Origin of the sequence: Thermomonas sp. (assembly GCF_019104945.1) — a bacterium.
Lineage (GTDB): Bacteria > Pseudomonadota > Gammaproteobacteria > Xanthomonadales > Xanthomonadaceae > Thermomonas.
In genome coordinates this window covers 1-13124 of the sequence record NZ_JAHRWW010000016.1, presented here as the reverse complement: position 1 = coordinate 13124, position 13124 = coordinate 1, and the positions used below count along the sequence as shown (strand labels likewise).

The 13124-nt window shown below is 59.9% G+C and carries 12 protein-coding genes; 2 read left to right on the top strand and 10 right to left on the bottom strand.

Going from position 1 to position 13124, the window contains the following annotated elements:
• Positions 1-98 precede the first annotated feature (98 nt).
• The 7 genes from KUL77_RS04690 to nudE all read right to left on the bottom strand — a co-directional run bounded on the left by KUL77_RS04690 (position 99) and on the right by nudE (position 6513).
• Positions 99-1334, bottom strand: coding sequence for an ABC transporter permease (locus KUL77_RS04690; RefSeq protein ID WP_297144152.1), 1236 nt, complete (start codon positions 1332-1334; stop codon positions 99-101).
• The gene (locus KUL77_RS04685; RefSeq protein WP_297144151.1) at positions 1331-2041 is read right to left on the bottom strand and encodes an ABC transporter ATP-binding protein; all 711 of its coding nucleotides are present in this window, start codon (positions 2039-2041) and stop codon (positions 1331-1333) included. The genes KUL77_RS04690 and KUL77_RS04685 overlap by 4 nt, the downstream gene beginning before the upstream one ends.
• On the bottom strand, positions 2041-3603 hold the full coding sequence (locus KUL77_RS04680) for an efflux RND transporter periplasmic adaptor subunit (RefSeq protein WP_297144150.1): 1563 nt from the start codon (positions 3601-3603) through the stop codon (positions 2041-2043). Before KUL77_RS04680 ends, KUL77_RS04685 begins: the two co-directional genes overlap by 1 nt.
• A 101-nt stretch (positions 3604-3704) precedes the next feature.
• Positions 3705-4418, bottom strand: a complete 714-nt coding sequence (locus KUL77_RS04675; protein WP_297144149.1) for a HAMP domain-containing sensor histidine kinase — start codon at positions 4416-4418, stop codon at positions 3705-3707.
• Positions 4419-4422: 4 nt separating this feature from the next.
• On the bottom strand, positions 4423-5124 hold the full coding sequence (locus tag KUL77_RS04670; RefSeq protein WP_297144148.1) for a response regulator transcription factor: 702 nt from the start codon (positions 5122-5124) through the stop codon (positions 4423-4425).
• A gap of 32 nt (positions 5125-5156) precedes the next feature.
• Positions 5157-5972 carry a 3'(2'),5'-bisphosphate nucleotidase CysQ gene (cysQ, locus tag KUL77_RS04665; RefSeq protein WP_297144147.1) on the bottom strand — a complete coding sequence of 272 codons (816 nt, stop codon included), beginning with the start codon at positions 5970-5972 and terminating at the stop codon, positions 5157-5159.
• Positions 5959-6513 (bottom strand): ADP compounds hydrolase NudE, encoded by a 555-nt coding sequence (gene nudE, locus KUL77_RS04660; RefSeq protein WP_297144146.1) that lies wholly within the window; start codon positions 6511-6513, stop codon positions 5959-5961. The genes cysQ and nudE overlap by 14 nt, the downstream gene beginning before the upstream one ends.
• Positions 6514-6554: 41 nt before the next feature.
• Between nudE and bioA the strand changes: the two genes are divergently transcribed.
• A complete protein-coding gene (gene bioA, locus KUL77_RS04655; RefSeq protein WP_297144145.1) occupies positions 6555-7961 on the top strand; it encodes an adenosylmethionine--8-amino-7-oxononanoate transaminase in 1407 nt (468 codons plus the stop codon).
• A complete protein-coding gene (locus KUL77_RS04650; RefSeq protein ID WP_297144144.1) occupies positions 7952-8683 on the top strand; it encodes a 16S rRNA (uracil(1498)-N(3))-methyltransferase in 732 nt (243 codons plus the stop codon). The genes bioA and KUL77_RS04650 overlap by 10 nt, the downstream gene beginning before the upstream one ends.
• A gap of 12 nt (positions 8684-8695) precedes the next feature.
• On the opposite strand, the gene KUL77_RS04645 is transcribed toward KUL77_RS04650, so the two are convergent.
• The 3 genes from KUL77_RS04645 to KUL77_RS04635 all read right to left on the bottom strand — a co-directional run.
• The gene (locus tag KUL77_RS04645) at positions 8696-9169 is read right to left on the bottom strand and encodes a chemotaxis protein CheW (protein WP_297144143.1); all 474 of its coding nucleotides are present in this window, start codon (positions 9167-9169) and stop codon (positions 8696-8698) included.
• Between the two features lie 8 nt (positions 9170-9177).
• On the bottom strand, positions 9178-10143 hold the full coding sequence (locus KUL77_RS04640; RefSeq protein ID WP_297144142.1) for a chemotaxis protein CheB: 966 nt from the start codon (positions 10141-10143) through the stop codon (positions 9178-9180).
• The coding region (locus KUL77_RS04635; protein ID WP_297144141.1) for a hybrid sensor histidine kinase/response regulator at positions 10140-13124 on the bottom strand (2985 nt) is incomplete at its 5' end. The genes KUL77_RS04635 and KUL77_RS04640, both read right to left, overlap by 4 nt.

Sequence of the window (13124 nt, the reverse complement as noted above, 5' to 3'; positions counted from 1 at the left end):
GAGGCATCCAGTCGTTCGTTTTTGGGAGTCCAAGCGGCATTTTGCCACAACCCCCGCCTACGGCTCCGTTAAGGAGCCGCAAAGACCGGAAATTTTGCTTATTGCGCGCGCAGCGCTTCGATCGGATCGAGCAAGCTGGCCTTACGCGCCGGGTAGTAGCCAAAAAACAGCCCCGTGCAGATCGAGAACGTCGCAGCCAATAGCACTACCTTGGCATTGAGCTGTACCGGCAGGTCACCGAACTTGCTCACCAAGAGGGCCCCTACCACGCCAATCGCGATCCCGATGACGCCACCAATCAGCGAAATCAGCATGGCTTCGGCCAAAAATTGCCGCCGCACATCACGCGGGCCTGCGCCCACTGCCATGCGCAGCCCGATTTCTTTGATGCGCTCGGTGACCGACACCAGCATGATATTCATAATGCCGATACCGCCAATGATCAGGCAGATCCCGGCCACTGCACCCAGCAATTTGGACATCAGGTTGGTGGTTGCGGTGCGCGTGGCCACAATCTGGCTGATATTGCGTACCGCGAAATCATCGTCTGCGCCGGGGTCGATCTTATGCCGCTGGCGCAGCAGGCCTTCAATTTCCGACTGTGCGCTGGCGAGGTTGCGCGCATCGTCCACACCCACCGCAATTCCCTGCACAGCGCCTGGCGGCATTCCCTGTGAATTAGAAAGGCGCCGACGCGCGGCCTCCAGCGGTACGACGACAATATCGTCTTGGTCTTGGCCAAACCCGCCCTGCCCCTTTTCGCCCAGCACGCCCACCACGGTGAACGGCACACGGCCGAGGCGGATGGTTTGCCCGATCCCGCTTTCATCACCAAACAGCGTTTTGCGTACAGTCTCACCGATGATCACCGGCTTGGCATTGCCGCCGTAATCGGAAGCATCAAAACCTTGCCCCTGCGCGATCTTCCAGTCATTGATCGCAAACCAGTCGGGCTCCACGCCCTGCCATTGGGTTGAGGCATTGTTTTCGGCAAACACCACCTGTGTACCACCGCGCAGCGAACCCGCTACGTATTGCACTTCCGGCACTTCGTTGCGAATGGCTTCCACATCGCCGTCATTCAATGTCCAGCGGCTGCCTTGGGCCATGCGCGCACCGCCCGGCCCCATGCCGCCAAAGCTCATGATGTCGAGCCGCTGCGAGCCAAGCCCCGACACCATTTTGTCGATTTCGGCCTGCGTTCCTTGGCCAATCGACACCATCACAATAACCGCTGCGATACCGATAATGACGCCCAGCGAGGTGAGTGCGCTGCGCATCCAGTTGCCGCGCAAGGCAAAAAAAGCGGTGCGCAAAATATCAGAGAAATTCATGCGGCCTCCGCGTCTGTTTCGGCGTGCAATTCACCATCGCGCATCACATAGGTGCGATCCGCATGGGCCGCAACGTGGGCATCGTGGGTGATCAAAATTACGGTATGCCCGTCATCACGCAGGCGCTTAAATAGGCTCAAAATTTCTTCGCCGGTCTTGCTGTCCAGCGCACCGGTGGGCTCGTCGGCCAGCAAAATGGGCGGATGGTTGACCAGTGCGCGCGCAATCGCGACGCGCTGCTGCTGGCCACCCGATAGCTCATTTGGCCGGTGATCGGCACGCCCTCCCAGCCCAACGGCTTCTAGTGCAGCCAGCGCACGCCGCCGCCGTTCGTGTGGCGGGATTTGCGCATAGCCCATCGGCATCGCCACGTTATCGGTGGCGTCCATGCGTGGCAGCAGATGAAAGCCTTGGAATACGAAACCGATTTTCTCGCGGCGCAGCTGCGCCAGCGCCTCTGCGTCCAGTGTAGAAACATCCACACCGTCGCATTCATAGCTCCCCGCCGTTGGCTTATCCAAGCAGCCCAAGAGGTTCATCAAGGTGGATTTACCGGAGCCAGACGGCCCCATGATGGCCACAAATTCGCCGCGATCAATCCGCAGATCCACGCCCTTAAGCGCCACCACTTCGGCTTCTGTACCTTCGGCATACACCTTCCCCAGCCGGCGGGTGAGAATCACCGGCACCGCGTCGGCTGCGCTCATTACTTGCCTCCCGCGGCAGAGCGCTCGCCGGAAATAATCAGATCGCCTTCCTTGATATTGCTGCCCGACACTTCGGTGGTGCTGCCATCGCTTGCCCCCAGCTTCGCCATCACCACTTCCGGCTTACCGTTGCTTAACTTATAGACCACCACGCGTTTGGCGTTGAGCTGCGCATCCAAGCCTTCTGCCCACGTAGCGCGCTGGCTCTCATCAAGCGTTGCAACGAAACCTGCGAACTGCTGATTCATCCGGTCACGCATGCGGGCGCGCATCTGCGCCATCATCGCCGCATCCCCACCGCCACCGCTGCGCGGTCCAAAGCGCATGCCGCCGCCCATCAAACGGTTGCCACCGTTTTGCTGCTGTTTCGCCGCTTCCTGCCACTTGGCTGCACGCTCTTCTTGCTGCTTTTTAAGCTCAGCCATGGCCGTATCAAACGCGGCTTTTTGCTGTGCATTGAGGCCCATGCTCCCAGCTAAACGCTGCAGGTCTTCGCCCGAATTTTGATTGCTGCGCCCGCCATTTTGCGGCCCACCCATGCCCTCTGGCTGCATATCGGCCAACGCTGAGCCTTCAGCCGGCTTAAAGCGCAGCGCGGCATTGCCTAATTTCAGCACGTTATCGCGTTTGCTGACTTCAATTTCCGCGTTCACGGTCAGCCCCGGCAGCAGCGTGCCATCGCTGTTATCCACGGTCACAATAACCGGATACGTCACTACGTTATTGGTGGTGGTTGCGGCCATACGCACCTGCTCCACCTTACCTTTGAATTGGCGCCCGGCAAATGCATCGGCGGTGAAACTCACCGATTGGCCCACCTTCACTTGGCCAATATCCGACTCGTCCACCGCCAGTTCGATCTTCATTTTTGAAAGATCTTCGGCAATGGTGAACAGTTCTGGCGCCGAAAAGTTGGCGGCCACGGTTTGGCCCGGCTCAATTTTGCGGGTCAATACCACGCCATCGACGGGTGAACGAATCACCGCACGATTGATATTGACTTCGGTATTTTTCAAAGACGCCATTTGCGAACGAATCGATGCCTGCGCGGCATTAACCTGTGCCTGTGCCTGCTCAAAAGAGGCGCGCGAAACGTCTAGATCGCTGCGCGCAATAAGTTTTTGTGCCGACAACTCTTGCTTGCGCTTGTAGTCCAACGTCGCGTTTTGCAAGGTCGCCTGTGCCTGCCGCAGCTGTGCTTGGGCATTGGCGATCTGCGCATTGCCTTGCTCAAGCTGGGCTTGGTAGGTGGAAGGATCGATCCGCGCCAGTACATCGCCTTTTTTCACCGGCGAGTTGAAGTCCACCAAAATATCGGTGACCTGCCCTGAAATCTGGCTGCCCACCGTCACTGTTGAGATCGCGCTGAGCGTACCGGTGGAAGAAATGGCCACGCGAATATCGCCACGCTGCACCGCTTCGGTACGGTAACCGCCGTCGGCCTCAGCCTGGCTTCGCTGCTTCCAGTAGTAACCTGCTCCGGCGAGCACAATCACGATTGCGGCGGCGGTACCCAGCTTGCGCAGGGGAAATGTGCTTGTCGTAGGGCGTGGCTGGCTCATGCGGACTTCAAATAGACAGGTTGAATAGGAGAACGCGCGTCTGCGCATTCGGTTGACAGCTGCCGCATGCTAGCCGTTCAACCCTCGCTATAACCGTGCCATCAGTCCCGGATGGCATCCCCAAACAGGATGCTGGCGCAAGTGCCCTGTCCCGGCGCGCTTTGTAGCTGCAGCGGCCAACCGCAGCGCTGCCCCAGCCGGTGCGCAATCGCAAGACCCAGCCCCGGCCCCACGCCCTGCTCGCTCTCGCCGCGGTAAAACGGCTCGCAGGCGCGCGCCAACGTTGCTGCATCCATGCCAATGCCGGTGTCTTCAACGCTGAGCCGATCGCTGCCAAGGCGCACCCGCACTTCGCCCGCATCGGTAAACCGCGCCGCATTATTCAATAAATTGCCCAGCATCACCCGCAATACACAGGGCGGCGCATGCAGCACGGGCGCTGCATCTAGTTTTACATCCAACTTGAGTTGTTTGTGCTCCAGCAATGGTCGTACATGCGCAAGCTCTTGCTCTACCAGTTCGCGCACCGAAAAATGCTCAGCCTCCATCGCACAACGCTCACCGCGCGCGAGCAGCAGCAGCGCATCAATGATGGCCTCCATCCCAGAAACGGCGTCTTGAATACGCGCCAGCGAGCGCTTGGACGCTTCCGATAACCCCGGATCGTGTTCGATCAAATCACTCGCCACCCGGATCACCGTGAGCGGCGTGCGCAGCTCGTGGCTTGCGGCGCGGGTGAACTCGCGTTCACGCGAAGCGTCGTCTGCCACCGCAGCACCTGCGTGACATGAAGACTGTAGCGAAGAACTGTTCATTGCCTCAGTGTGCTAACTCTGCAATACGGTAACCCGCACTTTGCACGGTGTGCAGCAGCGGGCGGTCAAACGGTTTATCCATCACTTTGCGCAGGTTGTAGAGATGGCTGCGCAAGGTATCGGAATCGGGCAGTTCATCACCCCAAATTTCGCGTTCAATTTCTTGCCGGCTGACCACGCGCGGCGATTCACGCATCAAGATGGCCAATAGGCGTATCCCGATGGGGGAAAGTTGCAGTTCGCAGCCCGCACGCGTGGCGCGCAGCGAAGACGGGTCAAGCACAAGATCAGCTACGCGCAGCACTTCAGCGCCCACCTGCCTGCGCTCACGCCGAATCAAGGCGTGCAGGCGCGCTTCGAGCTCACGAATCGCAAAGGGTTTGGTGAGGTAGTCATCGGCGCCTGAAGACAGCCCGGTGAGCTTGTCATCCAAGGTATCGCGCGCGGTAAGCATCAAGATAGGCGTTGCTTTACGCGCTTCGTGGCGCAGGCGTTTGCATACTTCGATCCCATCCAAACGCGGCAGCATTAGGTCGAGCACGATGGCATCGTAGGTATTTTCAGCGGCAAGACGATAACCGTCTAGGCCATCCATCGCGTAGTCGATTTCAAACCCACGGCCCTCTAAGTATTCGCCCACCATCTCTGAAATATTGCGGTTGTCTTCCACAATTAGAACTAGCCCAGCTTGCTCCTGCTCGCGCATGCGCGCCTCACGCCTTTAGTCTTTTGATGCGCTCAACATGCCGGAACGACGGTTGAGGCCGCGTGAAGGCGAGTGCGCAGCGCAAGATCGCCCAGTGCCAAGAAATCGCCGTTGAGCAAGGTATCGCGCTGGTTGTAACGGAAGGGGCGTCCTTTCGGATCTAATACCGCACCGCCCGCCGCTTCCAAAATCGCCTGCCCGGCGGCGGTATCCCACTCGCTGGTGGGGCCAAAACGCGGGTATAGATCCAACGATCCTTCAGCGATTTTGCAGAACTTCAGTGATGATCCGCAGCCCAGCACCAAACAGCCCGGCAGCGCGTTCAGCACGGCTTCTGTACGCCCATCGCGGTGCGAACGGCTGGCGGCCACACGCAGCGGTTCTGAGGCGGGGCTGCGAACATGGATGGCCTGTTCTTGCCCAGCTTCACGCCGAAATGCGCCCTGCCCCGGTACGCCATACCACAGCACACCGGTAACCGGTTGTTGAATGACGCCAAACGTTGCTACGCCATTTTCGATCAGCGCGATATTGACGGTGAATTCACCATTGCGCTTCACAAATTCGCGCGTGCCATCGAGTGGGTCCACCAACCAAAAGGTGCTCCACTGCCGCCGCTGCGCCGTTTCAATGCCTTTGGATTCTTCCGAAAGCACTGGAATCTCGGGGGTTAGTTGCTCCAAACCCTTTACGATACAACGGTGTGCGGCAAGGTCGGCCGCCGTGAGTGGAGAATCGTCGGCCTTGTGTTGCACCGCGAACTCACTGTCATATACCTTGAGAATTTCATCGGCTGCACGATGCGCGATGGCAATAACGCCTTCGCGAACTTCATTACTGATTTTCATTTTGCTGTAACCACTCTCGAACAATGAAGAGGGCGGCAATCGTGCGCCCCTCTGAAAAATCTTCCTGCAGAATGAGCTGGCCTAAATCGGCCAATTTCCAAGGCACTAGTTCCAGCGGCTCGGGCTCATCGCCAATTAACCGTTCCGGATACAGATCGCGCGCCAACACCACGTGGATTTCGTGGCTCATATAGGTAGGGGCAAGACTCAGGCGGCGCAGCACACGCAGATCGCGCGCGCCATAGCCCGCTTCTTCCATCAACTCTCGGTTGGCAGCTTGCTCCGGCGTTTCGCCCGCATCCATGCGCCCTTTCACTAAACCCAGCTCGTAGCGGTGCATTCCCGCGGCGTATTCGCGCACTAACAGCACAGTATCGGCATCGAGCATCGGCACCACCGCCACCGCGCCATGGCCGCGTGCATGTAGGCGCTCATAGCGGCGACGCTCACCATTTGAAAATTCAAGGTCAAGCTGCTCTAACCGGTACGGACCGGCTTCGCGCTCATGAGTGCCGTGGATGATGGGTAAAACACGACTCATCGGCCTGCCCCATGGGCAGATCGACAGGGGATAATAGGGAAATGAATGAGACTCACAGTGCCACCATGATAGCCGCCTCAGAGGACTGGCGCGCGCGCGACCTTGCCGTAATTTGGCACCCCTGCACGCAAATGCGCGAACATCCGGACGCGCTCCCCTTATTTCCCGTGGCACGTGGGGAGGGCGCTTGGCTGATTGGTTATGACGGCAAGCGCGTACTCGACGGCGTCAGTAGCTGGTGGACCAACCTACACGGGCACGCCGAACCGCGCATTGCCGAGGCCATTGCCCAGCAGGCGCGCACTTTAGAGCAGGTAATCTTGGCTGGCTTCTCGCACGCACCCGCCGTAGAACTGGCCGAACGCCTACTCGCGTTAGCGCCCAAGGAGCCCGCCCGCGCACCACTGGCCAAAGTGTTCTATGCCGATAACGGATCGTCCGGTATCGAGGTGGCGCTAAAAATGGCGTTCCACTGGTTTCACAACCAAGGAATTCAAGGCCGCACGCGTTTTATCACACTCACCAATAGCTACCATGGCGAAACGCTGGGGGCGCTCTCGGTAGGGGATATCCCCCTGTACCGGCGCGTCTATGCGCCGTTGCTGCTGGATGTTTTATTCGCGCCTACCCCAGATGCATTTGGCGCGCACAATGAGGCTGAAGCGGTTGCCGCCGCGCACGCCGCCGCCGATGCTCTTGAAGCGCTACTACTGGCCCATCCCGGTGAGGTATGCGCGTTTATCCTAGAACCACTGGTGCAGTGCGCTGGCGGCATGCGCATGCATCACCCTGCGTATTTACGCCGCGTGCGTGAACTCTGCGATAACCACGGCGTATTTTTGATTGCCGATGAAATCGCGGTGGGCTTCGGCCGCACGGGCACTTTATTCGCATGCGAGCAGGCAGCGATCCAACCGGATTTCTTGTGTCTTTCTAAGGGTTTGACGGGCGGTTTTCTCCCCCTGTGCGCCGTTCTCACTACACAGAACATCTACGACGGGTTTTTGGACGATTCACGCGAACGCGCATTCCTGCACTCGCATAGCTATTCCGGCAATCCACTTGCTTGCGCGGCGGCGCTGGCTTCACTGGATATCCTCCAGCAAGACGACGTCATTGTGCGCAACCAAGCAACCAGCGCGCGCATGGCTGCGCTTGCCGCACCGTTTGCTTCACACCCATTGGTTGCGGAAGTACGCCAAACGGGGATGATTGTCGCCATCGAACTCAAACCCGAACCCGATAACCGTGAAGACGGCCACGCCGTGGAAATCTCCGGCCGCCGCGGCTTGCGCATGTACCGTAAAGCGCTGGAATGCGGCGCTCTGCTGCGTCCACTCGGTGACGTGCTGTACTGGATGCCGCCCTACTGTGTGGATCAGGCGCAGCTTGAGCTGCTTGCCCACGCCACCGCCGCCGTTTTAGAGGAAGCCGCACAATGCGTTTAACCCGCTGCCATGTTCAATGCGCCTTGCACGAAGGGAGCGTCGCCACGCTTCCCGATGATGTCGCCGCCCATTTGCTGCGTGTCCTGCGCTTGCAGATAGGGGATCGCTGCGTGCTGTTCAACGGCGATGGCTATGACTACAGCGCACGCATTACCAAGATCGGCAAACACAGTGCCGAAGTAGAAATTGAATCAGGTCGTCTGCTAGAGAACGAAAGCCCGCTGCACATTACTCTGCTGCAAGGCATTGCACGCGGCGAGAAAATGGATTGGATCCTACAAAAATCCACCGAACTGGGCGTCACCCGTTTTCTGCCCGTCTTTAGTGAGCGCAGCGAGGTGAAGCTGGATGCACAGCGTGCTGAAAAGCGCCTTGCCCACTGGCGCGAAGTGGTGATCTCGGCCTGCGAACAAAGCGGCCGCGCGCGCGTGCCGGAGGTTGTGGCGCCACAGCCATTGGCAAACGCCGCTGCGCGTATCGATGGGCTTGGCTTTGTATTAGACCCAGAGGCCACGCTTAGCCTTCAGCGCGCACAGCTCGCCACAACAAGCGGCTGCACGCTGGCCATCGGCCCCGAAGGCGGTTGGTCCGAGCGCGACTTAGACAAGCTACACGCGGCGGGTTTTACAGGCCTGCGCTTAGGCCCGCGCATCTTGCGCACCGAAACCGCAGGTATTGCGGCAATCAGTGCGCTACAGATGCTCCACGGCGATTTAGGTTAATTGCGTATTGGCTTAAGCCGCCGCAGCCAGCATCGCAGCACGAAGCTGCGTTTCTAACGCGGCCAGATCCGGAACCACCGCCTCGTTTTCATTCAAGCGCACCTTCGACAACACCCCGCGCGGCAACCCTTCGCCCTCTTCCAGCGTAGTCAACGCGGTTTGAGTCACTGTTACCAAGCGCGGGAAGCCTTGGGTCAGCATGGCGAAATATGGGTGCCGCTGATCGCCGCCTAGTGCCTTAAGCACAATCACTTTGCTCCCTAAACCGCCGTCTTCTTCGGCAATCTGTGCAAAACGCGAAAACGACACCAGTGGGATCTGCCAGCCGCGCCAACGAATGCTGCCCAGCAACCAATCGGGCGTATTGTCGATGGGCTCTGGCGTAGCAAAGGACAGCACTTCGGCAATCGTTGCGTTGGGCAGCAGCAGACGTGCCTGTGCGACTTGAATCAACACGCCGCGGATGATGTATGCAATATCGGCCATGGGGTTCCTCAGTTGGGCCAGCGTTCCCGCAGCTGATGCGCCATGACGGAAAGGCTGCGGGCCTCGCCACCACGTGCCACCAGCGCCAGGCTGGCAGCGGGATCAAAACAATTCTCTTTCGCCTGCCCGAAGGCAAGGCCGCCACGCAGGCGCACCGTGAGTGCAAGATCGACTAGCGCTAACGCGGCGCCGCTTAGCAGCAGCACGGCACTATCAGCGGCTTTTAATGCTGGAAACTGCGGCTCACCTTCGACGGTTACAAATTTTGGTTTGCCTTCAACTTCGCCTAAGTCGATACCATCCGGCAAAATGGAGACCACACCGCGCTGCGGCACTTCGCCCAGCTGTGCCAGCTCTACGCGCAGCGATGTCGCACGCTGCATTTGCCGCACGAGGCGGTCGTACTGGCCACCACCAATCGGCTGGCGCAGCAAAATGGGGCGCGGAAACTCCTCGGGCAAATCAGCCAGCAGCTGACGCACCGCATCCGGCCCGCCTACGCCACCGGCAATAATGACCACCGCCAACGTATTACCCGCATCCGGAAGGATTGCAGGCGGCTCTGGCTCCAGCTTTGCCATCTGTAGCGTGAGCGCTTCTAACTCCTGCTTCAGCCCCTGCTCTGCGGGCGAAGGTGGGAGCACGTCCGAATGCCCTTGCAGTTTGGCCGCCAAGTGCCGCGTCCAACGTGCAGCCTCCCAGCCGTCGCGCTTGGCGGCGAGTTCGGCTTCTTCGTAGAGCACCGTCAGCGATGGGTCGTCAAAGAAAGCGTCAAACGCTTCCAGTGCGGCTTCCACTTGTGGATCAAGCATCACCATCACCGCCGTTGCCGCAGGCGCTCGCAGATCGGCTTCACTCACAGTCAGCGGGTCTAAAACCGCCGCCACCTGCGCTCCGGCTGCATTTAACGCAGACGCAGCGTTATCGCGTGCCGCGCCGGCACGTGCCAGCAGCAGCACGCGCGGCGCACTCATTGCTCAAACCCGCCATCGGGCTGCTCACGCCCCAGCAGCGCATACACATTGCGCATCAGCTCCACCTCTTGGTAGGGCTTGCCGAGGAAGCGTTCAACACCAATTTCGAGCGCACGCTGACGATGTTTCTCGCCGGTACGCGAAGTGACCATGATGATCGGAACATTGCGCAAACGCACGTCGGCTTTCATCGCCATCGCCAGCTCGAAACCGTCCATACGTGGCATTTCGATATCCAGCAGCATCAGGTCTGGCACTACATCGGCCATGCGCTCCAAGGCGTCCAAACCATCCTTCGCCGTGGCCACTTCGAAACCTTGACGCTCCAGCACGCGGCCCGACACCTTACGCATGGTGACCGAGTCATCCACCACCATCACCAACGGCACATGGCGCTGCTCAGCCGCAGCCATCGCCTGCGGAGCACCGCTTGCGGCCACCAAGGTATGGCCACGCACCAGCGGTGCAATATCAAGAATCACGACCACGCGGCCATCACCCATGATGGTGGCGCCGAAAATACCCGGGATCGACGCAAGCTGCGGTCCGCCGGATTTCACCACGATTTCGCGACTGCCAACCACTTGGTCCACGGCCACCGCAGCACGCAGTTCGCCCGCGCCCACCAGCAGCAGTGGCATTTGCAGATGACCTTCTGCCTTCGCGGGCGCGACGCCCACCAAATGCCCCAGATCATGCAGTGCGTAGGTTTCACCGCCGTACTCGTAACCTGCCTCGGCGCTTGCCAAATCTTCACGGCTGATGCGGCCCACACCGCGCACCGAAGCGATCGGCACGGCGTATTCGGTTTCACCAATACGCACGAAGACCGCTTGGGTCACCGCCAGCGTCTGCGGCAGGCGCAGGGTGAAGGTGGTGCCTTGCCCAGGTTGCGACACGATATCGATCGAACCGCCCAGCTGGCGCACTTCGCTTGCTACGACGTCCATCCCGACGCCGCGTCCTGCCAAACGGCTCACAGTTTCCGCGGTCGAGAAGCCCGGCTGCATGATCAAGCGATCCAGTTCGGCATCGCTCAGCGCTGCATCTGGTTGCACCAAACCGCGTTCGATACCGCGTGCACGGATCGCCGCACGGTTAAGCCCCGCACCGTCGTCGGCGATCTGCAACACCACTTCCGAACCTTCGCGGCGCACGGCAAGGCGGATCGTGCCTTCTTCAGGCTTGCCTGCGGCCACACGTGCAGCGGGGGTTTCCAAACCATGCGCAATCGCGTTGCGCAGCATGTGTTCGAGCGGAGCGGTCATGCGCTCCAATACGTTACGATCCAGTTCGCCTTGCGCGCCTTCCAGTTTGAGCTGGGCTTGCTTGCCCGTTTCGCCAGATGCTTGGCGAATCAAGCGGCGCAGGCGCGGCACCAGCGAATCGAAGGGCAGCATGCGCGTGCGCATCAAGCCTTCTTGCAGCTCCGAACTGACGCGCGACTGCTGGGTGAGCAGCGTTTCGTATTGGCGCGTTAGGTCTTCCATCGAACCGTGCAAGCTCTGCAAGTCGTTCGCCGATTCAGCCAGCGCACGCGAGAGTTGTTGCAAGGTGCTGAAGCGGTCGAGCTCCAGCGGATCGAAGGCCTGATTACCGGTATCGTTTTCGCGCTGGAAGCGGGCGATGATCTGCGCTTCCGTTTCGGAATCGAGGCGGCGCAGCTGATCGCGCAGACGCAGGTTGGTCTGCTCCATTTCCTGAGCGGTACTGCGGAAGGCCGATAGCTGCTGTTCTAGGCGCGCACGATAGATTGCAACTTCGCCCGCGTAGTTCACCAGCTTATCAAGAAGGTCAGCGCGGATGCGCACCTGTTCCTGCGGCGCACGCACGCCAATATCGTCGTCGTCCACATGCCCATCGCCCATTGGCGTTGAGAGTGGAACAAGTACGGGTTTGCGCTCTGGCGCAGGGGTCTGCGTTGCCTCGGGCGCCGCAGACGCGGGCTTGCTCTCAACCGCTGCAGGTGCGGCGACGTCTTCCACCAACGGCCGGTTTTCCGCAAACGCCACAAACTGTTCGATCAAACTCTGCGGCATGCCAATGGCGCGACGTGCAGAGATACGCGTCACCATGTCATGGAGACGGTCGAAACCGCGCTCCAGCAAGCGGATACCCCGTGCATCCAGCTCCACGCGCTGCGCCGCCACAGCTTCCAGCAGGGTTTCCATCGAGTGGCCCAGCTCACCTGCAGGCATCAGGCCGGCCATACGTGCACCGCCCTTGAGCGTATGCAAGTCGCGCTGCAGCCCAATCACCAGCTCATTATCAGCAGGCGTATCTTGTAACTTCCTGAGCAGACCATCGGAGTGATCCAGCAGGTCTTCGGCTTCTTCGATGAAGATATCGATCAGTTCGATATCCAGATCCGCCATATCCAGCGCTTCATCGGGATCATCCGATGCGGCCGTTGAAGCTTGCAGTGTCGCCAGTGCCGCCAATTCGCGTGCTTTCATCAGCGCCGCAGCTTCAGCCGCACGACGTTCCACTTCAAGGCGCTCGGATTCTGCGCGCTTCCTTGCAGATTCTTCCGCTTCCAAACGTTCGGCTTCGCGACGGGCAGCAGCGATACGTTCTGCTTCGGCGCGCTCTGCTTCGCGACGCGCCGCTTCGAGACGCTCAGCTTCAAGTTTTGCAGCTTCTTCTGCCGCCAGTGCCGCCGCCTGCTGGCGCGCGGCCTCTTCTGCTGCTTCACGCTCAGCTTCGACGCGCGCCAAGTTTTCAGCTGCGATACGCTCCTCTTCCAAGCGGGCCGCCTCGATCTCAGCCTGACGTTCGGCTTCTTCACGCGCAGCGACTTCGACGCGGGCGGCTTCTTCAGCAGCGAGGCGTTCTGCTTCGGCGCGCTCGGCTTCTTCAGCAGCGAGGCGTTCTGCTTCGGCGCGGGCAGCTTCTTCCGCAGCGAGGGGTTCTTCTTCAGCGCGGGCGGCTTCTTCGGCGGCGAGTCGTTCTGCTTCGGCGCGCTCGGCTTCTTCAGCGGC